Genomic DNA, 20,174 nt, shown 5'->3' with positions numbered 1-20,174 from the left:
ACACGTCCAGCATGTCGCTGGCCTTGCGGAAGGCGCGGGCCATCGCCGCCAACATGGACCCCCGGCCGCCCAGCTTCACGCCGTGGTCGGCGGCCAGCAGGCGGGTGGGAACATTGGTGGGCGCGGTGCCGCCCGGCAGCTTCTGGGCGAACATCACCACGCGGGTGGCGTCCAGCGCCAGGCCCTTCACGGCGTGGCTGTTGTCAAACTCGACCTCAAAGCCGGGCAGGCGCGAGGACAGGCTGATTTGCGCGAAACTGATCGGCATGGGGGCTTACTCCTTGCCCTTGCGGGGCTTGGCTTCGGGGGGCATATCGGCCACCGGCCTGATGTCGGCTTCAGCGTCGGAGGTGACCGCTGCTTCTTTGGCCTCGCGCTCTGTCTTGCCCTGGGCGATGGCATCGGCGGTGGTTTCGATCACCTCGCCCCGGCCCAGGCGGCGCAGCCAATGGGGATTGCGCGGCTTGGTTTCCCCCTCGGGTGGCATGACGCGGCCGCTGATGGGGTCGCGGATGATGTCGCCCTCTCGGGCGGGTTTCAGATGCAACTCGGCCATCTGGTCAGGTCTCCAGGCTCACGGTGTCGGACAGGTTGAAAGGCGGCACCCAATCGGCGTGGGTGGTGCGGAAGTCGGTGATGCCTGCGCCGATGGCCATCGCCTCGGGCAGCCCCTTGTCGCGCGGCACATCGGCGCCGATCCGTGCGCCCGGTTGGTCCGGAGCGTCGGTGGCGGTGTAGGTGGTGGTGAACTCCACCGCCATGACGGACAGGCCAGGCATGGCCTTCTCGACGGCAGGAAAGGTGCGGATGCGGACGGGTTCCAGATAGCCGATGTCCATGCCGAACGTTTGCCCGGCCAGCAGCGTGCGGGCATCTTGGGCCATCTGGTAGGTGCCCACGTCGGTGCCTGAACCGTGACGGGTGGCAGCTTGATTCCGTTTGTTGATGGCGGCCACCACCACGCGAAAGGTGGCCTTCATCTTGTGAGAGCCATACCCCTGATCGGCGGCCTTCTCCTCGCCCATGAACGTCACCCAGATGCCGGGCACCAGGTTGACGGCTTTCTTCAGGGCGGCTTCGTCATCGAACTCGCCGCCAAGGCTGTCCACGGTCTTCACGGTGTAGCCCAGCAGCCGCAGGACTTTGGCGCTGGTCAGGCGGGATAGCATGGCGTTCTCAATCTCGGCGATCACGGCAAGACCTCGCGGATGTAATCGTTGGTGATGTCCAGCATTTCGCGACGGTCTGGCTCGTCCAGGCCAAGGTAAGGGCGGGCTTCAAGGAAGACCGAATGGCCCCGGCCGGCCCAACCGCCTTCCTGATGGATGCGGCCGTAAATGACGTTCGTGCCGATCTCCACGAAGGTGGCCGCCACCGCGTAGGTCAGCGATTGGAACAGCCGCCCGCTATCGCGCAGGATGGCACCCGCGCGCTGGATGGGTGCCCACGGCGCACCACTCGGCCCCTGTTCGTCCTCAAACCGGCGCTGAACAGAAGTCAGAAGGGCGGCACCGATCTCGGTAAGCACCGGCCGCAGGTCGCGCATGCGGAGTTGAAGCCCCACCAGCGCGCGGCCGACGGCGGAAGCGCCTTCTGCCTTGACGGTGAAGGAAACGCCCCCGGTCATCACAGCCCCCACGGCCCATTGGCCATGATGCTGGGCGCGTCGTCATAGGTGGCCAGGTCATCGGCGGCTGGGTCTTCCTCGGCCTCGACACCCGCACAAGCCAGGGTCATATCGCCTCGCGCCACTTGGCTAACACCCGACATGGCGGCCTTGAAATTCTTCTCCACCAGATCGGGCACGGCATCGCGGTGAAGGTAATAGCGGGTAATGTCGCACACCCAACGTTTCACCAGGTCGGGCACCGGGGTAAGCGGCACGGCATAGATGCCCGCCACATACCCGTCGATGATCTGGTGTGCATCGGCCAAGGCGACGGCCAGGCGTGGCCCGATCTTGCCGGTATCGGTGTCATCGGTTAGCTGCACCAGCTCGGTCTCGCCGAAGCGGGCCACCATGTCGTCTTGGGTCGCGTAGGTCATCGCCGGGGCAATCCTTGCCCCGGATGGCGAATCATCCGGGGGCTTGGGTCAGGGGGGAGTTACTTCGCCGGGGCCTTGGACGGCTTGGGGTCAGGCTTGGCCTTCACCTCTTCGTCGGGAACGGCCTCAATGGCTTCCAGGCTCTCCAGGGTGTCGATCAAGTCCTGATCGTCCTCCCCCAAGGGCAAGGGCACGTCTTCCCCGTATTTTTTGCCATTCAGTCGGATCGTCCCACGCTTCACGCGGTAAGCCATGCCATCCTCCTTTAGCCGCTGATGGCGTTTTGGATCAGGAAGCCAGCATCCGGCGCCACCACCAGTTCGGCCACGGTGTCCACCACGCGGACACGCTCGCCGCCCCGCGCGCCAATGCTGCCGTCCACCGACGTTCCGGCCACCTTCTGGCCGTACTGCATGGTCAGGCCCCAGGTGACACCCGCTTGGTTGTTGGCGGTGGGGTCGATGAAATGACCAGCGATGTGGTTGCCCCACACGCGCTGGAAGTTGGCGGCTTGGCCCTTGCGGTTGGCGTTCACGAAACTCTCGCCCACCAGCACTTCACCGACTTCGAACAGATCGGCGACCTGCTGACGGGTGGCCATGCCTTCGCCGTTGCCGCTCGGGAAAATGGCCTTCAAGAGCTTGGGGTGGCGGCGCAAAACGCCCCACACAGCCTTGCCAAACACCAGCCGGTTGGGACGCAACAGCGGGGTGTCCAGCATTTCGGTGATGATGGCCACCGGGTCGCTGGCGGCGTCGTTGAACTGATCGGTGCCGCCCAGGGTCTGAACGCTGGCCGCGCCATAGCTGTTTGCCGAGAAGGTCTTGGCCGCCACGCGGATTTCACGTCCAAGATTGACCAGATTTGCCGTGAACTCGGTGGCGAAGCCGCGCGGATCGGTATTGCTGCCCTTGGCCTGGGTGATGTCATCCTGGGGCAGGGGGTAATCCAGGCCGTGGTCTTCGCACATGCCGGGCATTTCCACCGCCTGGGTGGACACCTCGGCCGGGCGGCCGGTGCGGCCCACGGCGGTGTCGGGGACGGTGTAGCCATCGGCCAGGTTATAGACCCTGTAGCGGAATTCCTTGGTTCCCAGCACCGGGGTGGCGCGCGGCATCACCTTCTCGCCGATCAGCGCGTAAGCCGGGTTACGGTAAGCGATGGCGATGGCCGTCAAGGTGGGAGACGGGACGAAGGGCGAAGTGGCCATGTGGTTCTAACTCCCTTAGCCCTGCATCACGCCGGGCGCGAAGATGTAGTTGATGACGGTGCCGTTGGTGCCTGCGGCGTCGGCGAAGCCGATGATGCGAACGTTGGCGCCCGCCACCGGCTGGGCCTTCACGGCCTTTCCGCTGGCGTCCGAGGTCAGCGGGTCGCCGTTGGCAACAGTGCCGCCCAGTTCCACCTCGGGGATGCCGCCCAAATCCACGTCCACCCGTTCGCCCGAACTGACGCCCAACTGTCCGGTCGTCCCCTTCAATGCGTCAGTGGGAGCGGCGGCAAGCACCACCTGCCCCTCGACCGCGCCAGGCTTGACGATGCGATAAGGCGGGATAGGGCCACCGGCCCGGCGGCTCTTGCTGATGGTGCGCATGGTCACTTCGCGGCTTCCTTCTGAACGTGCGCCACCGCGTCGGTGGTGCTGATGACGATGCCGACCTTGGCCTGGGTTTCCTGGAAATCCAGGGCACGCCGGGCCAGGTCAGTGGGGTCGGTGGTGGCTTCGTCGCCGGGGGTGCCAGGAGCGCGTTCGCTGAAATCGACGGTGACCGGCATGCCCTTCAACAGAGTCTTGAACACGTCCACCGCCGCTTTCTTGGCGGTCTTGCCATCGCCTTCGGCGAAGTCCACCACCATGCCGTCGGCGCTGATCGCCTCCATGAACGACAGCAGGTCATCCTTGGGCATGGGCAGCGGGCGGCCTTCGGCCACAAGGCCGTCCAGCCACGCCCCGTTCTGGTCGCGGCGGAACTTGGTCTGGCGCTCGGCGAAATCGGCTTGGTCCTGGGCCAGTTTGGCGGCTTTCGCCTCCAGCTCGGCCGGGGTCGGTTGGGTGTTCGGTCCCACGGGGGGCTCCTTGGTCTGTTGCGGTTCGGAAAAGGCGGGAGTGGCGGCGATCTCGGCCTGGGCAGCCTCGCGCGCCACGTCTTCGGACAGCCAGTCCACGGTCCAGCCGGGAAGCGCCTGGTCAGCCTTCTCCTGGCCGAACTCGGCCAAGAGGAAGTCGCGCAGGGTGCGGAACAGGGTGACCAGGCGGCGGTCGGTGGCCTCGCCGAACTCGACCGTCACCACCTCGCCGTCATCCTCGGCGAAGTCCACGGCCCGAAGGCCCTTGATGGCGGGCGGCTGGGCACCGAGGAAGCCGACATGGCGCAGATAATAGGTGCCGGGCTTGGGGTTGGCCGGGTTGGTCGGGCCGTACCAACTCGCCGACACCTTCTTGAAGGCGCCGGTTTTGACCAGTTCGGCGAAATCGGGGTTCACTTGGTCGCAGTCGGCCACCACGCTGGTGCCGTCCATGCCCATGCCCTTGACCCATCCGAAAGCCGGAGCGGTGGCGGTGGGGTGGCCGACCACCAGTGGCGCCTCGTGTAGCGTCGGGTCATAGGCGGCGCAGGCGGCGGCCAGCTTGTCCTCGCTGAACTCCAGCGTCACCCCCTGCATGGCGGTGTGCGTGCCGACCCGGAAAATTTCGATCTTGGGCAAAGCTTCATCCCCACGGTCAAAATGACGTGGGGTGGAGTGTGCCGGATGGGGGAAGAGGTGAAACTTCCGGAACAGTTCCGGGGGTACGTCTCCATTGCGGGGAGACATCGCCGTTAAAGCGGTTTTTAAGGCCCTGTGGCGGGCGCTGGCGGGGTGCCCGCCATGTCGATGTCGCCCTTACCCCTTTCGGGGCTTATGGGCGGTTTTTACGGAACCGGATGATACACTTCAAATCAGGGGCGAGAAGTCCTATCATTGTCGGGCAGGCATCGGCCCTTTCAAGGGCCGCACCCCAATGGCCGGTGCCGGGCGGCATGGCGTGTGCGGGCGACCATATGCCTTGAAGCTAGATTTCATCTAATAAAATACTCTGAGGCTGCTGGAGTAATTTTCCGCCTCCGTCATTGATGTACTTTACAAAATCATTAGCATCCGAGAAATAATTTCTGAATGCATCTCGGATGTCTTCTGGGGTGTCGGCTCTAACGAGAACAATATCTGCTGATGTTTCTTCAAAATTCTTTTCAAGTTGATCGTATCGTGCAATTGCCTTGTTAACGCTTTCAAATGTTTCTGTTTCAAGGTCCCCATCTCGGAATATAAGCAGTGTATTCATCTTGAAAGCAACATGACTTTTTGTTTGTTTTAAGTTTTCGAATGTAAGAATTAGTCCAACTCTTCGGTTTATTTGGTCAAATTCGTGAACAAGCTCTTCGTTTTTAGGTTAGGTAAGCATGCCGTTCGTCCCTCATATGCCCGTGCTATTATTTCACTGGCATATTTAAAAAAATTTTTGTGATATTGGTCTGCATCGCTAAATTTTATCCGGTTCGTAGTAATTAAATCCGCAACTTCAACAGCAGTCGCCCATGCATGCTGATATTTTGTTCTATATTGAATTTCAAGAAGAAGGCCATTCCATGTTATTCCTTTTGAGCTATTTACATCATATTCGTAAACATCATGTATACCTCTGTAGCCGCTTTCTTTTGGATTCAATATGTAGTTGTATCTGTCATCGTCCTTGCTTTTGCATTTGTGCTTGAAGCTTGCTTTATGCATCTTTCTTCTGAAATCAAATAACTCTTTTTCATTTTCAAAAATGAGTCTGCAACCAGCGATGTCATGCATCGTGGGGAGTTGCATGTGAGGCTCTCGGCGCAGTTTATCGAAAATAGTGTTCCTACGCTTGAGCCGCTGGGCAACAACGATTTTTGTGCCACGGGTTCGATTGCGAAGATTAGCTTGAAATGTATTCAGGACGTAGGCATGGCAGGCTCGCCAATTTTCGATAACAATTAGGTCTGACAGGTCCTCTTTTCCGTCACGAATATTCTTCCCTGCCTGACGCACACGGGTCTTTGAATATTCTGGCTCGATCCAATGAACCATATAACCCTCCATTCGAAAGTGGGAAGGATACCGCAGGCAATCAATTTCGCAAACTGCATCAGTTATGCTGATTTCGGAGCGTCGTAAATCCGCACGCCTTGGCGTAGCGTCTTGATGCTGCGGGCATCGCCTCGGAAAAACGTTACGCCCGACCACTGGCCGCCGTCGGCGTCGGCGACGATGCCCACGGTGGTGTCCTTGCCCAGCTCCAGCAGCTTCACGTAGCGCCGCCGCATGGCCACGCGGCCCGACTGGTTAGATTGGGCGAAGCCCACCCAAATCTCGGTCGGGTCTTCCACCACCTCGCGGATAAACGGGAAGAAGGCTTCGCGGCCGTCCATCCGGCTGGGCTTCTCCAGCATGTGGTCCACGATGGCCTGGGTGATGTTGACGCGCCCGCCGGTTGGATCGGTGAACACGGCTTGGTCGCCGCCGATGGCCTGGCGCAGGGCATCGCGCAACCCAGCTTCATCGGCGGCCCGTTTGCCCAATTTGGCCACCGGTTTGACCGCTTGTATCAAATCGGTCGGGGGCGCGGCGCCGGGAGCCTGTAACGCCTCCCATGGGCCGTGGCGTTCGAGCGCCATCAACTCGGCGCTTTGGCCCCAGGCGGCGCGACCGACGTTATAGGCAAAGCCGGTATCGATTCCCTGGGGCGCCTTCACCGTCACGTCGCCCTGGGGCGTGCGGACGGTGCGGTTTTCCCACGCGACGGGCGGGGCTTGATCGTTGACCTGATAGCCGTAGCGATCCAGGTCGCGCGGGCCAAGTTGCTGGACAGTGCAGCGGCACCCCCAGCCGTTGGGTGGATAGTGGGTCTTCCACCACGGGTCATCGATAGGCAGGACGGTGCCGTGCCAATCCTTGTGGTCCTGCCGGGTGCGGCGATCCAGGATAGCCACGTACCGCAGATAGGGGCGGCGCATTTTAAGCTGTTCGGCCTGCTGCCATTTCCCGGCGGCGTAGGCCATGCGCAGGTTGGTGTTGTAGATGACGCCCGTGCGCCATCCGCGCTGGCCCTTATAGCTCCACCCATGCCTGTCCACGATCTGGTCGAAGTCTTTCCTGAACTCGGCCAGGGTGGTGCCCTGTTCAATGGCTTTGGCCACGGCGTTGCGCAGGTCGGCCACCAAATCTTCCTTCATGGCGCCCGCGACCACGAAGGCCCGCGCGTGCTGGGCCTGCCACAGGTCCGTCCATGCCTTGGTGGGCATGTTCAGCTTCTGGCGGAAGTAGGCGATGGCCTCGCCGAAATCGACGGCTTTTGGCTCAACCGTCATTGGCCACTTCCTTGCGGCCGGTCAGGTTGGCCACCGCCAGCCCTTCCCCGATGGTCTTGGCCAAATCGTCCACTGGCAGGGTGGCGCCGATCTCCAGTAACCGCTTCTCAACGGTGGCCAGGTCGGTGGCGTCGGCCAGCATGCGGCCCAACTCATCAATCAGGGCATCCATGGCCGGGCCAGCCAGGGCGTCCAGTTGGTCGGTGATGTCGTCGGCCGGGTCCCGGGCGGCGCCAGGCTCGGCGAAGCTGGGGGCGTCGGCGGGGGGCTGCACGGCGGTGGCGGCGCCGATCTGCGCGGGCACCATGGCCGTGGACCGCTTGACCCATCCTGGCCCATAGGTGTCCTGGATGTATTCCGGGGTCGGTTCGAACCCCATGAGGTAGAGCTTTTCGTCCCGCTCGGCCTGGGCCTTTTCGTCGGGGGTGTCGGTATGGTCCCGCCACACGCGGGGGCGGGCGGCTCCGGGAAAGTTCCACGCGGTCAGCCAAGCCACCGGGCCTTCGTTCAGGCTTTCAAACAACAGGTCGTTGTCCGATTTTACCACCTCCTTCAGCCGGTTCTCGTGAATCTGGCCCTGGGCCTTGCTGGACCCGTTGTCGGTGGTCATGGTCTGCGACAGGATGATTTTACTGATGGCCTCGTTCATCAGACCGTAAAAGGTGGCGTAGTCGCCCCCCGATGATCTGGCCGCTTCCATCAGCTTGACGTCCACCCCTTCCGGGAAGACCACGGCTTGGTCGGTGTTGATCGATTTCAGCGCGCCCAACAGCTTGGCGCGCGCCGCCTTGTCCGAACCGCGTGGCGCCATGCCCACCGGGGTGGGCATGGCGTACTTCTCCATGTAGATGGACCAGAACCGCAGGCCGTTGCGCTTCAGCCACACCGGCCAATAGAGCCAGTGGGCCAAGCCTAGACCATAGGGATCATCGTCATCATCGGCCCCGGCCGAGAAGACCCAAAACTTATTGTCGGGCATTATCTCGCCCGTGGGATTGTCCGGCCGGATCAGGCGCAAGCGGCCGTCGCGGTCGAAGCGGAAACGGCGTTGGCGGCGCACCTTGATGGTGTCCAGCAGGATCTTGCCGCCTTCCGGCCGATACAGGCATTCGCCCACGGAAAAGCCGAAGAAGACGCCGTTGTGCATCTTCTTACACACGCGGTCGAACTTGATGGCCAGAAGCTGTTCACGGATGAAATCGGCCGCGGCCTGATCCAGGGCAGAGGGGCCGCCGGGGTCAACGAACCATTCGCGCGCGGTGGCGGCGTCCTGGCGCTGTTGCCAGCACGCCTTCACCTGGTCATCGGCTTTCACCTTCTCGTAAATCACCAGGTCGCCGCCGCCACGGGTGCGCAACACTTCGTCGCGCGGCAAGCGCAGTTCGCCGACGAAACCCCCCGTGATGTCGTCACCAGCGGCCGAAGCCACCTCTTCAAGGGTGGGGGCGTCGATCTTCTTGGCCATCACTGGAACCCTTCCCAACTGTCGTTGCCGCCATCACCCCAACCGGACCAGCCATCACCGGATGCGTGGCCCAACTCGGCCGCCTCGCGGTGATCGCCGCTGGCCTCGCAGGCGTCCATGTCAGGGGTGTCCATGCGGGTGGCGAAATCCGCCAGCACATGCGCCACGGCGCTGTCGCCGTGGCGCATGGCGCTTTGTTTCTTGTCTTCGCCCTTGCCGCCCGCCTTGCCTTCGCGCGGGATCACCGGCACGCCGCGCACCAAGCGAATGGATTTGTGGTCGGACAGGGTGTCGGCATCCTTGGGCAACACGGTGGTGCCGTCTTCAAAGGCGGCTTTAAACTTGGGCATGGCGTCCCGATACCACGCCTCGGAAAGGTGAATCTGGGCGATGCGGTCAAAGCCGAATTCCTGGGCCATGACCTCGGCCAGATAGGCGCCGTTGCCCGTGGCGTCTAAGGCGCCAGCCATGAAGCGCGGCAGGCGCCGCACCACGTAGAAGCCGACCTGCTTCTGTTGCTCAAAGGGGATGTTGCGCAGCTCCAGGATGAAGGGCGGGCGGCGTACAAGGTTGGGCATGAGCTGCACCGGCCACTTCACCGACAGGTCGCCCTTGCGTGCGAAGTCCCAGCCGAAGAAGGACTGAAGGTCTGGGTTCATGCGCTCCAGTAATGGCTTCAGCATCCCCTCGCAGAAGTCCTTGGTCTCGGCGATGCGGAGGTGTTCGGCGAACTGAGCGAAGGCATCGGGTTGGCTCCAACGCACCACCGGGATGCCGTCGGCCATGCGGCTTTCGATCAGCCAAGTGGGCAGGTAGACGCCCGTTCCCTGCTTCGGGTTCACGTCCAGTTCTTCGTCGGCGTCGTCACCATAGAAGGCGCGGATTTCCGCTTCCCATGCGACCTTGCCCTGGGGCGTCGGGGTCTCGCCTTTCTTCAGGCACACACGCTCGTACAGTCCATCGTCCAAGGCATCGTTGAAGGTAATGCGCAACAGGGCGTAGGGCTTGCGGCCCTTGCGGCATTCCTCCACTAACTCGTTGAAAGGGTTGGCCGCGCCGTCATGGGTGGAAATCACCAGCACCTTGCCGCCCCAAATCAGCAGCGCCAGGGCAGACTTCAGCAACTCGCCCAGGTCATCGTGGAAGGCCGCTTCGTCAATGATGACGAAGCCCTGGCGACCGCGAAGCGAGCGGGGCCGACTGGCCAGCGCCACGATCTCGAAACCGGAACCGAAATTGACGCGGAACGCCTGAATGTCGTCGTCGCCGTCGCGGAAGAGGAATTCGCCCACCTCGCTGGCGGCCTTGCCGAACGCCTTGGCCCACTGGCCGCACACGGCGATGAACTCGCGCGCCATGTCCAGGTTGTAGCCGATATACAGCACGTCCATGCCACCGGCCGCGCGCTCGGCGCCAGCCATCAAGACGGCCTGGGCGCCGATGCCCCAGGTGACACCGATACGGCGCGACTTCTCGCACACGGTCACAGCATTGGCGGCCACCGTCGCCAGCAGCCGCTTTTGGTATCCCAGCAGGATTTCCGGGGTATCGGCGCTGGGCAGTGCCTTGGATAGGGCGCCGCCGGTCATTTTCCGACGCCCAGGATTTCGCGGGTAATGAGGTCCACCGTGTCCCTGGTCAGGCCCTGGTCCTTTGCCACCTTGGCAGCGGCGGCAGCAGCCTCCTTGGCCACCTCGGCTCTGACTTTCAATTCCCGGTCGGTATCGGCCTTGGCGGCGCTGGCCAGCGACTGGATGGAGCGGGCCACGAACATGGCTTCCTCGGCGTCCAGGGTGGCCAGGGCGCCCTGTTCGGTGAACATGAGGCGGGTCAGTAGGCCGTGTGCCAGTGCCACGTTCAGCTTGGCGGTCTGGCCCTGATCCACGACCAAGCCGCGCTCCACCATCGCCTCGGCGATGGTCTTCTGGCGGCGCATTTCCTCGGCCATGGCGTCCAGGCCCTGGATGTGACGGCCGATGGCGGCGCGGGACGGCATATCCGCTTCGGCGATGCCCAGGGCGTCCAGGTCCAGTTCGGCCAGCTTGCCCATGATCTCGTCGATGGTGCGGCCATTGCGGCGCAACTTGCCGATCAGGGTTTGGACCTCTTGGGGCAGGCGGTCGATTTTGGACGGACGCTTGGCCATGGATCAGGCTCCACTCGGGCGGGCGACACCTTCCACCCATTCGCGGCCCGAGGCGGCGCGCTCGCCCTTCGGCGTCACCCGCACTTCGCTCACGTCGCGGCCCAGGTCTTCCAGCGCCACCAAGTCACGCAGTTCCAGCCACCGCAGGTCGTCGCGGACCATGGCGCGGTCGATATAGCTGTGATAGGCGCGAAGCGCGCTTTCCAAGGCGCTGGAATTCAGCGCGCCCCGGTATTCGACCAGCAGTCGCAGGATAACCAGACGGCGGTCAGCCTCGATCACTTCGTTAACCTTGCTCACGACTTGCCCCCAATTCGCATGTGGCCTTCCACCATCAGGCGGGTGAAGTGCTCGATGTTTTCCAGGTTCTCGGCCAGTCCGCTGATCTTCTCTTCCAGGCGCGCGATGGTGACTTCCGCCCCGTGCACCTTCTTGGCGGCCTCGGCGGTTTCCTCGGCTGCTTCCTTGGCTTCGCGAGCGGCGTGGGTAGCGGCCTTGATGGCACCTTCCAGTTCCACGAAGCGCGTTTCACCCCTGGCCAAGCGCTGTTCCATCGCCGCGACTTGGCCCGCCAGTTCGTCCACCTTGGTCTTGCTGGCAAAGGTCTTGGACAGCCAAGCGATAACCCACGGCGACAGCACCGTGAATGTTCCCGCCAGCACCATTCCGGCGGTAGCAAGGGCTTCCTTGAAATCGCTCAGGGTCATGGCCACCTCGTCGTGGCTTCCAACTCGGCCTGGCAGGCCAGGCAGGTGTTCGCGTGAGGGGCCGCACGGCGTCGGCCTTCGGGGATCGGTTCCTCGCACACCACGCAGATGTCGGACCCGATGCCCTGTTGCCGGGCGCGGGCCAAGGCGGCAGCCGTGGTCACCGCTTGGTCGCGTTGCCTCTGTTCAAGGGCCTGGGCGTCGTCGTAGGCGTCCACGTCAGGCCCCCTGGATGGCCTGGTGCAGGGTGTCGGTGGTGGCGTTCAGCGCCTCCCATTCCTCGGGCGACGGGTCGCGGTCCTCGGTCACCATGCGTTCCACCAGGGTCTTGGCCTCCATGGCCTGAGCAACGCCCTGGCCAGCGGCCTCGGCAATGTCCAGGCCCAGCTTGATCAGGGCGATCTGTTGGGCGGTCATCGTGCGTTCTCCTCGGCCAAGTAATGAAGCAGGGCGTCCACTGCGTTGCGGGCGGTGGCGATGGCGGCGGGAATGGTCGGGTCGTTGCCCGTGCGGACGGCGTCCTGGGCGGCCTTCACCGCCTCCACGGCGGTGGCATCCAGGCGTTGCAAGGCGTCCTTGGTGGTCGGGCTGGCCTGATCGGACTTGATGACGGCCAGCGCGGTGCGTTGGGCCATCGTCAGGTCGGCCTGGATGCCGTAGACGGTCTGGGCTGGCGTTTCCGCCACCCGACTGGCGCAAGCGATGGGGCCAGCCATCATCAGGGCGCCCAGCATGGCGGCCATCAGCAAGGTGATGGCGGTGTTGGAGGGAACAGTGGGCTTCCCGATGGGGGCCTTGGCTTTGAGGCGGCCATAAATGGCCAGGGCACCGCCAACGGCACCGGTTAGGGCCAGACCAATATTGACGGCATCGGCCTGGGCGGCTTCGTCCAAGTCGATGCCGAAGGCGGAAAGCAGGCTGGCGAGGATGGCGACGACGCCACCCCAAACCGCCCGCGACAGATACCAGGCTTTCGGGTCCATGGGATTTGGGGCCTTTCAGATAACGCGGAAAAAGGTGTGTCCGCCGTGGGCGGCCGCGCGCTTGCTGGCATCGGTCGCCCAGCGAGGCAGTTTTCCGCCGGTCTTCAGAACCAGCGGAATGTTCAGGTAGTGGGTGGCACCTCCGGTGCGGTCGGGCAGGTTTCCGGCGGTGGCCTGGCGCGCGATCTCCACGCATTCGCGGAACACAGGGTCCGCTTCGGTCACGGCCATCAGCTTCTTGCGGTTGGCGTCGTTGGGAAGCCAGCAGGAGAATTGCCAGGGCATCAGGCATACCGCCACCACACCCTCGCCCCACCAATCGGGCTTGCCGTCGCGGCCCAGGTCCAGGTTCACCCGGTTCATCACCACGTTGGCCACCATCTCGCGGCCACGGCGGTCTTCGCCGCGCGCTTCACCCCACAGGGTGCGCGCCAGGACCATGACCAGGTCAAGCGATGACGGTGCTGCGGTATTTTTGGGAATGGTCGTCATGTAGTGTCGCCCCCGGAACTGTTCGGGGATTGACACTACATTTGGAGCTGTAACATCCGAATGATCGGAACATTTCCGGGGGAAGTGAAGTTTGTTTTTCTAAAATTAGCTTTAATTCTAATTTCGTCAGTCCTTACTGACGGTAAACAGGTCTGGCGGTCGCACTTCGTTGATGACCTTGCGCACGTAGCGTTCCGAGCATTTCAGTTGCAGCGCTACCGTTCTGCGGCTTCCGCTCGAATCCAGGATGGCGACCTTTTTTAAATTCTTGTGCACGCCGCGCGGGATGACGATGGTCTGGCCGCCATATGCCTTAGCCAGCGCCTTCAAGGCGTCCAGGCTGATATGCTGGGTCAGTGAGTGCAGCGCGTCGGGATTCTTGGGGATATAGATGGGGACGCCACCCACGGCGTCCCCCAACGCCATGGCTTCCTTGGCCCCAATCAGCTTGGCGATATCGGCCAAGCCGCGCGGCCACGTGCGGATTTCATCTTCAAACGGTGGGGGCATTGTTTTTCCCCTCCGCGATCTGGCGAATACGTTGTCCAATTTTCTCTACCAGGTCGTTCAATTTTCTGGGTGAATTATTGCCCTTGTCTGCAATGGAAAATAGTTCGTGTAACTCCGAATTTATCGATTTAAATCTTTCGGGATTGATCGCCATCATTTGCCGAAGCTTGGCGATCTGAGCGGCAATGATCGCTTCCTGAGGCGTCTTGTGGTCGGCCCAGCGGACACCATGGCGGGCGCCCATGTCCTTCAGTGCCTCAATGACGCGGAAGGCATCCCGTGCTGACAACCACCGCAAATCATCCACCTTGACGATGGGCTTGGCAAAGTTGGCCAAAGCCGTCTCGGACGGATTGCGCACAGCACCAAGATGGTACAGCGACAGCCACAGGGCGCGGATTTTGCGTGACGTGGGGCTGTCGTCACGGCGGCGGGTGTCCTGGGGCTTGGTGCCGTTCAAGTGGTCCAGAACGGTGCGGATTTGGGAATCCGTCAGTTCCTTGGCGCTGGTTTTGCCGGTACGGGCCACCAGCATGGCACGGTACGCCTCATCATCCAGGTCGGCCGTCTTGGCTGCGGCGTGCAGGGCACCATAGAGCTTCTTGCGTTCGGGGGTGATGGCCATGGGTTCCTCAATGTTGGCCTGGCATCATCAGGGCGGGGCGGCCAGCCCCTCGCCGACGCACCGACACCGCACGGGCGGCGCCGGGCGTTTCGCCTATGCGCGTCCTAAGGCCGTGGTGGTGAGAAGAGCGGAGCCTTCTTGCTCCAGAAGATTGGCCAGTTGGCGCAGTGCTCTGGCGCCGTCCCCCTGAAGTCCATTGCGGGTAATGAGGTTGGCGTAGGCCGACAGCACCCCATTAAGGGCCACCCCCAACCCGTCTTCTGTGGCCATTTCCTCGGCCACCTTCACCACAGCAATGGTGAGGGCGATGGTGACCTGGCGCTCCTGATCGGTGACGATGATCATAGCCACGGCCCTCCCTACAGCTTGGCGAGGTCGAGGGAGATGGCCACCGAAGGGGCACCCATATCGGCGCGTTCGTAGAAGCGCAGATAGGTGGCAGTGCCGGTGCGCTGGAGGGCGTCCGAAATGGCGTCCATGGCGCGCTTCCACCGTTCGTCAGCGATGTCCAGGCGGCGCAGTTCCAGCACGGCACCCGTGGACACGTTGCCTTCCTTGTCGGTTTTAAAGGCCCTTTCAACGATGGCCTTCAGCTCGGGCCGGGCGTCGGCCGACCACTCGGCCAAGCACTCGCCCACCAGGGCCTCGGCCACCTTCAGGCGCTCGTCAAAAGTCAGGCGGTCGGCCACCTGAACGGTCATTTCCCTCAGCCCGTCATAGGTGCGAAGGGTCAGGTTTCCCTTCACCCCGCCGATGGTGGTCTGATACTCGGCGGCAGCCAAGCCGACGAACGCTTGGGCCTCGGACAGCCACTTGGCCTTGAAGTCGCGCATGGCGCGTTGAAGTTCTTTTGCCTCGGCCACGGCGTTGTACACCAGCGAGTGGCGCAGCTTGTCCAGCGGCTTCACCAGTTGGTCGGGAACGGTACGGCCTTGGGGGTCCGTCCAAACGGGGGTGGTGCTGATCTCGTTCATGGTCATCTCGCAGGTCAGAGGAAGAGGCAGGCGGCGGCAATGCGGAGCGGCAGGCCGAGCCAATGCAGCGCCGTGCGGCGGGCGCGACGAAGAGTGGAACGGGTGCGACGGCTAAGAGGCATTGGTGCCTCCCGTCGGCTGGACCACTCCCGCCGCCATGGTGAGGACGGCATTCGCCAGAATGGCGAGTTGGGCGGCCACGGCCATGTGGGATTGATTCCCGGTGGCGATGACCTGGGCCAGATTCACCGCCTCGGGCAAGCTGGCCGGAGGCACCACGATGGTGCCGCCCTCGGTCAAGTCCACCGAGACTGGCACGAAGGTACCTTCGGAGGTTTTGACGGTCAGTACCTGGCGGGTGGCGCTCACATCGCGGAGCGCCACCACCTCGCCGATCTGGCCGCCCTTGCCTTCGACGGCCACCTGGTCGCCGATGCGGTAGCGGGTGACGACAACCTTCATTGGGACTTCCCCCCTTCGATGACCGACAGACGGGGCTTTGCCTGCTCGGCGGGTTGCGATTCGGAAAAGGTGGGACTGGGCGGCAGGTCGAAATCTGCCTTGCGGAATTCCAACAAGAACCCGAGAAGCGCGGCGGCATCCCGGATTTCAAACGCGGTACGGGCAAAAAAATCTGCCATTTCCAACGCTTGGTCAGATGTCAAGGTGACCGGGCGCTGCGTGTAGAACAGGTTTTTCCAGGCGATACAGCACTTGCCCAGCGCCAGATGGATGGCCGCCAACCGTTCCCCGACCGATCCGGTATTATCGGTCATGATGTCCTCCTTGACGGTGGGTGCAGGTCGCGCAGGCGCGGGCCAAACGCACGGCCTGGGGGCTGGCGGTGTTGAACGCCTTGCGCTGGTGGGACAGGCAATCGTTGGCGGGGATCAGGCCCAGCACCGGGCATCCTTGACGTTCGGCCAGCAAAACCCCGCGCACCGCTTTTTCCACGGCTGCAATGTCGCCCTGGTATTTGCGGTTGATGGTCTGTGACAGCGCGGGGCCGGAATAGCCGACGCTGGCGCCGATCTGCGACAGGCTTCCCGCATCGCAGGCCCGTGCCAGGGCCATCACCCATACCGGCATGTCGTCACCCCACGCCGCTCTGGCGTTGGCAACATGCTGGCCCGCGCTTTTGGCGGTACCTTTCTTGGGGCCGCGCGTCATTGGGCACCCGCCATTTCATCAGCGGCGATGACGGTGCCCTGTTCGCCTCGGATGGTGGAGACGGGGAGCGGATACGCCACGTCGCCGTTGGGGTCGTAAACCTCGGTGGCTTTCTTGCGGAGCTGGGGTGCCACCGGGCCGAGGTCATTGACCAATTGCCAACGGCCAAAGCCGTTGCTGGTCAACGCTGTTCCTGGCGCACGGGTCGGCAACTCGCGCAGAATGCCAACCTTGGTCAGGGCGGCGATGTAGCGCCAAGCACCATCCTGGGCGACCTTGGTGCGTTCCTTGTCGCTGCTGGCCGCCAGTTCCAGCAGTTCGGGGATGGTCGCCTTTCCCTTGATGCGCATAGCCTTCCACAGCCGGTCGCGCAGGGAATTGGGGCGCGGCCGCCAATGGCGGGCGGTCCGCTTGTAGACGCCGGGCCGGAACTCCTTGCCAGAGGCGCGGAACGCGGCGCCCTCGGCCGTGAGTTGGTAACATCCGCGTTCCTTGCGGTCGGCGAGGCCGCGCCCGATCAGTTTGCCGATCATGCGGGCCACATCCTTGTTGGTTATTTCGGCGGCCTCTGCCACTTGGTCGATGGTCAGGCAGGTGGCCCGATCCAGCACGCCCAGCACCGTAGCTAGGCCTTTGACGGCTTCAGCCATGGTCAGCCCCTCACCAGGATGGGAAGACCGGTCGAACGATCGTTGAACAGCATCTGGCCCGCCATTTCGGCCACGCCGATGGCGGTTCCGGCGTTGCGTTTGCCAAACCGCTCGATGGCGGCGATGCCTTCCTTGATCTCGCTGGACTTGCCGCCCGCCGCCCGGTGCATGAATTCCACCAGGCAGGGTTTCACCTCGACCTCGCACAAGGTCTTCACCATGGCCTCGGCGTCGGACAGCGGCATGGGCTTGAATTCGGCGTACTGGCCGACGCGCCGCGCGATCATGGGATAGCGGGTCAAATTAGCCCGCACCTTGCCCATGCCCACCAGGATGAAAGGGATTTCCAGCATGTCCGAAAGGTCGCGGACGGTTTCCATCATCCGTTTGTTGCGGCTGATGTGGTCGGCTTCGTCGATGACTACACCCGCCGGGCGGCCGTCGCGCTGGGCATCGGTGGCGTATTTGGCCAGTCCTTGGACGGCTTGGCGGAACATCCGTTCAAAGCTGTGTTCCGGGGTCACGCGCAGCTCGGCCAGCAGGTCGCGCAGGAACCAAGTGGGGGTCCACTCTTCCTTGGCGCGGACGAACGGGGCACCCGACTGCACCGCCCACCATTGAGTGGTGGTGGTCTTGCCCAGGCCAGGGTCGCCTTCCGTTACCAAAAGGCATGCTTCGTTGGCCCCGCGTTGGTCCAAGGCCTTCAATTTAGCCAGGAATTCCTTGGCGTTTTGGGTGGGGACAAATTGAGCCCGCATGATTATAGTACCTCTACTTTGGTTGTGATCAGGTTGTTCAGGGTGGTTGCCGCCACCCCGTTCATGTTCATTTCAAGAGCGAATGTTGGGCTCCGCATTGAGGTGCGGAGCCCTTCAACGTCTTGGGTCGTCACCTTTTCCGGGTGAGCAAGCAGCCACTGAACCCATTCCAGGTCGGTGCCGAACAACGGGCGGCCGTCCGCCGTGACCTGCGGTTGGGGTTCCGGGGCGGGGTTGGCCATCGCGTCCATCAGCACGGTGGCTTCGGCCAGGGCTTCGGGCGAGAAGTGGGCCGTCGGCTGATGGGCCAGCAGGGCATCCGGATTGAGTTCCGCCATGATCTCGGCACGGTGCGCATCGTTGCGCTTCAGGCGGCCAATGGCCCGCTGTTCGCGGGCCTGTTCGGCAGCCGACACCGGGAAGAAGCTGGTCTTGTGCCCTTCGAACCTGGCGATGGTGATGAACCGGCCGTCCAGGGCGCGCACCCACACCCGGCTGGCGTCGGCCACATCGTAGCCCACCAGCACATCCTCGCCGTGGAAGCCCTCCAGCGCCGGGGCGAAGTAGCTGTTGCCGAACAGTTCCACCAGGGCACGGCGCGTCTGGCGCCGTTCGTAGGGGCGGAACAGGTCATCCGCCTCGGCGTCGGACACCACGTCGGCTTCCCACCCCTTGGCAACGGCATCCGCCCACATTTCATTGGGGGTCATGGGACGCTTGCGGCCTGTCACCGGATCGCGGGTCTTGGGCAATCCGGTGTGGGGGTGGTCGTTATAGGCAGCCACCAGCAGCTCGCAGAACTCGGTGAAGTCGGACCAGTCCATCAGCAGGCGCGAGGAACCGGCCGTGGTGATGTCTTTGCGGGTGCGCTTGAAGGCGCGTTGGCGGGCCTCGCCGTCCATGGCCGCGCCCATGTAGGTGGCCAGCCGCTTGGCGGCCGTGACCCACACGGTTTGGTGCAGGCGTTCGATGACGCCACGGGCCTGGGAATTGTAGGGGAGCGAGTTTTTCTTGGTGATGGACAATCGCGCCACCAAGCCAGTCAGTTCATCGTCCCATAGGCGATTGTTGAAACCGGGGCCGTTGTCGGCATACCAGATGTCGCACACACCGCAGGTGGTGAAGGCGCGTACGGCTGCTGCGCTCACGTCCCACTTGTTTTCCGACAGGCCGATGGCCCAGCCAACAATCCGGCGGGTATACACGTCCACCACCGTGGTGATTTCGGGACGGAACGGGCGTCCGTGGCGCGGGTGCGCCACCTCGGCATCGAAGCAATGGCCATCGGCCACATAGACGGCGGTGGGCCACAGTTCGGAGGTGTCGCGGGCGACGTAGGCCCGATACGACTTCAGCGCGCGCGGTCCCATCCGGCCCTGGTTGCGGGTGATCGTGTCCAGTTTCAGCAAGAAACGGCGGGCTTGGTCGTAGCTGGGCGCCAGATCGGCGCGCAGCGTCTTGCCCAATTCCTCTACCGCCCAGGCCAGTGACGGCTTGGTGGGCCGTGCGTACAGGTCCATCAACGGGCCAGCCCAGGCGGGGATAGGGGGTTCGGTTGGCGTGGCCGGGGCCAACGCCACGACCTTTCCACCCGCCAACTCGCGCGCTTTAAGCCAATTGTAAAGGGTAGGGCGGGTCAGGGTGCGGCCGGTGCCCGCACGGGCATTGGCCACCGGAACCAGGGCGGCCAATTCGGCCGGAAGAGTGCCTTCGTTGGCCATAGCCACCAGGGCGTCGATATGGGCCAGGATGGCGGCACGCGCCTGCATGGTGTCGCGCTGGTATGCCTTCAGCCCGGTCGGGTCGATCTGCGCCACGGCAGTGGCGGCGGCCTTGGCCACCAGTTCCTTGGAATGGGCCTTGATTGCGCGCTTGCGCAACGCTTCCTGGGCCTCGGCGGGGAGGACGGAGACGGGGTAGGCGACGGCATTGCCCTTCTTGACGCCCTGCCATCCTTCCTTCTTGGCTCTGATCTGGATGGCGCGTTTGCCGGGCAATCCCGGAAGCTTCAATTCATCCAGTTCAGTCGGGGTGTACATGCTGGTCATAGCGCCCCCCCGTTGCGCTTCATCTTGCCCAGCAGGCCGCCCACCAAGTCTTCCATGTCGCCGGTCAGCTCGCGGGCGCGCTGGTCGATGCGGCGGCGCACGGCGTGCAGGGCGCCGAATTCGGCACACACGGCTTCCTCGGGTGTCAGGGCCTTGAAGCCGCACGCTTCCACCAGAACGTGAAGGGCGCGCCAGTCGCCCGTGGCCTGGCCAAGGGCGCGC

General features: G+C 63.3%; 32 protein-coding genes. All 32 read right to left on the bottom strand.

Annotation, left to right across the window (positions count from 1 at the left end; genetic code table 11):
* A partial coding sequence (locus tag K678_RS13840; protein WP_021133086.1) for a bacteriophage Mu tail sheath occupies nt 1-268 on the bottom strand: 268 nt, incomplete at its 3' end.
* Nucleotides 269-274: 6 nt separating this feature from the next.
* On the bottom strand, nt 275-556 hold the full coding sequence (locus tag K678_RS13835; RefSeq protein ID WP_021133085.1) for a DUF2635 domain-containing protein: 282 nt from the start codon (nt 554-556) through the stop codon (nt 275-277).
* 4 nt (nt 557-560) lie between these two features.
* On the bottom strand, nt 561-1,193 hold the full coding sequence (locus tag K678_RS13830) for a phage protein Gp37 (RefSeq protein ID WP_021133084.1): 633 nt from the start codon (nt 1,191-1,193) through the stop codon (nt 561-563).
* Nucleotides 1,190-1,627, bottom strand: a complete 438-nt coding sequence (locus K678_RS13825; RefSeq protein WP_021133083.1) for a phage virion morphogenesis protein — start codon at nt 1,625-1,627, stop codon at nt 1,190-1,192. The genes K678_RS13830 and K678_RS13825 overlap by 4 nt, the downstream gene beginning before the upstream one ends.
* Complete coding sequence (locus tag K678_RS13820) at nt 1,627-2,046, bottom strand: gp436 family protein (RefSeq protein WP_021133082.1); 420 nt, start codon at nt 2,044-2,046, stop codon at nt 1,627-1,629. Before K678_RS13820 ends, K678_RS13825 begins: the two co-directional genes overlap by 1 nt.
* A gap of 59 nt (nt 2,047-2,105) precedes the next feature.
* On the bottom strand, nt 2,106-2,300 hold the full coding sequence (locus tag K678_RS13815; protein WP_021133081.1) for a hypothetical protein: 195 nt from the start codon (nt 2,298-2,300) through the stop codon (nt 2,106-2,108).
* 11 nt (nt 2,301-2,311) lie between these two features.
* Nucleotides 2,312-3,256 carry a phage capsid protein gene (locus tag K678_RS13810; RefSeq protein WP_021133080.1) on the bottom strand — a complete coding sequence of 315 codons (945 nt, stop codon included), beginning with the start codon at nt 3,254-3,256 and terminating at the stop codon, nt 2,312-2,314.
* Between the two features lie 15 nt (nt 3,257-3,271).
* The gene (locus K678_RS13805) at nt 3,272-3,646 is read right to left on the bottom strand and encodes a capsid cement protein (protein ID WP_021133079.1); all 375 of its coding nucleotides are present in this window, start codon (nt 3,644-3,646) and stop codon (nt 3,272-3,274) included.
* Entirely contained in the window at nt 3,643-4,752 is a 1,110-nt protein-coding gene (locus K678_RS13800; RefSeq protein ID WP_021133078.1) for a hypothetical protein, read from the bottom strand. Before K678_RS13800 ends, K678_RS13805 begins: the two co-directional genes overlap by 4 nt.
* Nucleotides 4,753-5,098: 346 nt before the next feature.
* Complete coding sequence (locus K678_RS18770; RefSeq protein ID WP_155804560.1) at nt 5,099-5,368, bottom strand: hypothetical protein; 270 nt, start codon at nt 5,366-5,368, stop codon at nt 5,099-5,101.
* Between the two features lie 68 nt (nt 5,369-5,436).
* Nucleotides 5,437-6,144 carry a RelA/SpoT domain-containing protein gene (locus tag K678_RS18315; protein ID WP_196802587.1) on the bottom strand — a complete coding sequence of 236 codons (708 nt, stop codon included), beginning with the start codon at nt 6,142-6,144 and terminating at the stop codon, nt 5,437-5,439.
* Between the two features lie 62 nt (nt 6,145-6,206).
* On the bottom strand, nt 6,207-7,424 hold the full coding sequence (locus K678_RS13795) for a PBECR2 nuclease fold domain-containing protein (protein WP_021133077.1): 1,218 nt from the start codon (nt 7,422-7,424) through the stop codon (nt 6,207-6,209).
* Complete coding sequence (locus K678_RS13790; protein WP_021133076.1) at nt 7,414-8,889, bottom strand: DUF935 domain-containing protein; 1,476 nt, start codon at nt 8,887-8,889, stop codon at nt 7,414-7,416. The genes K678_RS13795 and K678_RS13790 overlap by 11 nt, the downstream gene beginning before the upstream one ends.
* A complete protein-coding gene (locus K678_RS13785) occupies nt 8,889-10,478 on the bottom strand; it encodes a Mu-like prophage FluMu protein GP28 (protein WP_021133075.1) in 1,590 nt (529 codons plus the stop codon). Before K678_RS13785 ends, K678_RS13790 begins: the two co-directional genes overlap by 1 nt.
* Entirely contained in the window at nt 10,475-11,035 is a 561-nt protein-coding gene (locus tag K678_RS17920) for a phage protein Gp27 family protein (RefSeq protein WP_021133074.1), read from the bottom strand. Before K678_RS17920 ends, K678_RS13785 begins: the two co-directional genes overlap by 4 nt.
* Nucleotides 11,036-11,038: 3 nt before the next feature.
* Entirely contained in the window at nt 11,039-11,335 is a 297-nt protein-coding gene (locus K678_RS13775; protein WP_021133073.1) for a VpaChn25_0724 family phage protein, read from the bottom strand.
* Nucleotides 11,332-11,742 (bottom strand): hypothetical protein, encoded by a 411-nt coding sequence (locus tag K678_RS13770; protein ID WP_021133072.1) that lies wholly within the window; start codon nt 11,740-11,742, stop codon nt 11,332-11,334. The genes K678_RS13775 and K678_RS13770 overlap by 4 nt, the downstream gene beginning before the upstream one ends.
* Nucleotides 11,739-11,960, bottom strand: coding sequence for a TraR/DksA C4-type zinc finger protein (locus tag K678_RS13765; RefSeq protein WP_021133071.1), 222 nt, complete (start codon nt 11,958-11,960; stop codon nt 11,739-11,741). The genes K678_RS13770 and K678_RS13765 overlap by 4 nt, the downstream gene beginning before the upstream one ends.
* A gap of 1 nt (nt 11,961) precedes the next feature.
* A complete protein-coding gene (locus K678_RS13760) occupies nt 11,962-12,159 on the bottom strand; it encodes a hypothetical protein (RefSeq protein WP_021133070.1) in 198 nt (65 codons plus the stop codon).
* Nucleotides 12,156-12,725, bottom strand: a complete 570-nt coding sequence (locus tag K678_RS19160; RefSeq protein ID WP_021133069.1) for a hypothetical protein — start codon at nt 12,723-12,725, stop codon at nt 12,156-12,158. The genes K678_RS13760 and K678_RS19160 overlap by 4 nt, the downstream gene beginning before the upstream one ends.
* A gap of 15 nt (nt 12,726-12,740) precedes the next feature.
* Entirely contained in the window at nt 12,741-13,217 is a 477-nt protein-coding gene (locus tag K678_RS13750; protein WP_021133068.1) for a cell wall hydrolase, read from the bottom strand.
* Between the two features lie 126 nt (nt 13,218-13,343).
* Nucleotides 13,344-13,727 carry a hypothetical protein gene (locus tag K678_RS13745; protein WP_021133067.1) on the bottom strand — a complete coding sequence of 128 codons (384 nt, stop codon included), beginning with the start codon at nt 13,725-13,727 and terminating at the stop codon, nt 13,344-13,346.
* Nucleotides 13,711-14,352: a regulatory protein GemA gene (locus tag K678_RS17915; RefSeq protein ID WP_021133066.1), complete on the bottom strand. Its 642-nt coding sequence runs from the start codon at nt 14,350-14,352 to the stop codon at nt 13,711-13,713. The genes K678_RS13745 and K678_RS17915 overlap by 17 nt, the downstream gene beginning before the upstream one ends.
* 93 nt (nt 14,353-14,445) lie before the next feature.
* Nucleotides 14,446-14,697, bottom strand: a complete 252-nt coding sequence (locus tag K678_RS13735) for a hypothetical protein (protein WP_021133065.1) — start codon at nt 14,695-14,697, stop codon at nt 14,446-14,448.
* 14 nt (nt 14,698-14,711) lie between these two features.
* Entirely contained in the window at nt 14,712-15,326 is a 615-nt protein-coding gene (locus K678_RS13730) for a DUF3164 family protein (protein WP_021133064.1), read from the bottom strand.
* Between the two features lie 111 nt (nt 15,327-15,437).
* Nucleotides 15,438-15,788, bottom strand: a complete 351-nt coding sequence (locus tag K678_RS13725; protein WP_021133063.1) for a hypothetical protein — start codon at nt 15,786-15,788, stop codon at nt 15,438-15,440.
* The gene (locus K678_RS13720) at nt 15,785-16,102 is read right to left on the bottom strand and encodes a hypothetical protein (protein ID WP_021133062.1); all 318 of its coding nucleotides are present in this window, start codon (nt 16,100-16,102) and stop codon (nt 15,785-15,787) included. Before K678_RS13720 ends, K678_RS13725 begins: the two co-directional genes overlap by 4 nt.
* Nucleotides 16,092-16,496 carry a hypothetical protein gene (locus tag K678_RS13715; RefSeq protein WP_021133061.1) on the bottom strand — a complete coding sequence of 135 codons (405 nt, stop codon included), beginning with the start codon at nt 16,494-16,496 and terminating at the stop codon, nt 16,092-16,094. Before K678_RS13715 ends, K678_RS13720 begins: the two co-directional genes overlap by 11 nt.
* The gene (locus K678_RS13710) at nt 16,493-17,146 is read right to left on the bottom strand and encodes a hypothetical protein (protein ID WP_021133060.1); all 654 of its coding nucleotides are present in this window, start codon (nt 17,144-17,146) and stop codon (nt 16,493-16,495) included. The genes K678_RS13715 and K678_RS13710 overlap by 4 nt, the downstream gene beginning before the upstream one ends.
* A gap of 2 nt (nt 17,147-17,148) precedes the next feature.
* Nucleotides 17,149-17,904 carry an AAA family ATPase gene (locus K678_RS13705; RefSeq protein WP_021133059.1) on the bottom strand — a complete coding sequence of 252 codons (756 nt, stop codon included), beginning with the start codon at nt 17,902-17,904 and terminating at the stop codon, nt 17,149-17,151.
* 2 nt (nt 17,905-17,906) lie between these two features.
* A complete protein-coding gene (locus K678_RS13700; protein ID WP_021133058.1) occupies nt 17,907-19,952 on the bottom strand; it encodes a Mu transposase C-terminal domain-containing protein in 2,046 nt (681 codons plus the stop codon).
* On the bottom strand, nt 19,949-20,174 hold a 226-nt coding region (locus K678_RS19155; RefSeq protein WP_021133057.1), incomplete at its 5' end, for a hypothetical protein. The genes K678_RS13700 and K678_RS19155, both read right to left, overlap by 4 nt.

It is taken from the genome of Magnetospirillum fulvum MGU-K5, assembly GCF_000442515.1.
Classification (GTDB): domain Bacteria; phylum Pseudomonadota; class Alphaproteobacteria; order Rhodospirillales; family Magnetospirillaceae; genus Phaeospirillum; species Phaeospirillum fulvum_B.
The sequence above is the reverse complement of the archived record's forward strand: the minus strand, read 5'-3'. Positions and strand labels throughout refer to the sequence as shown.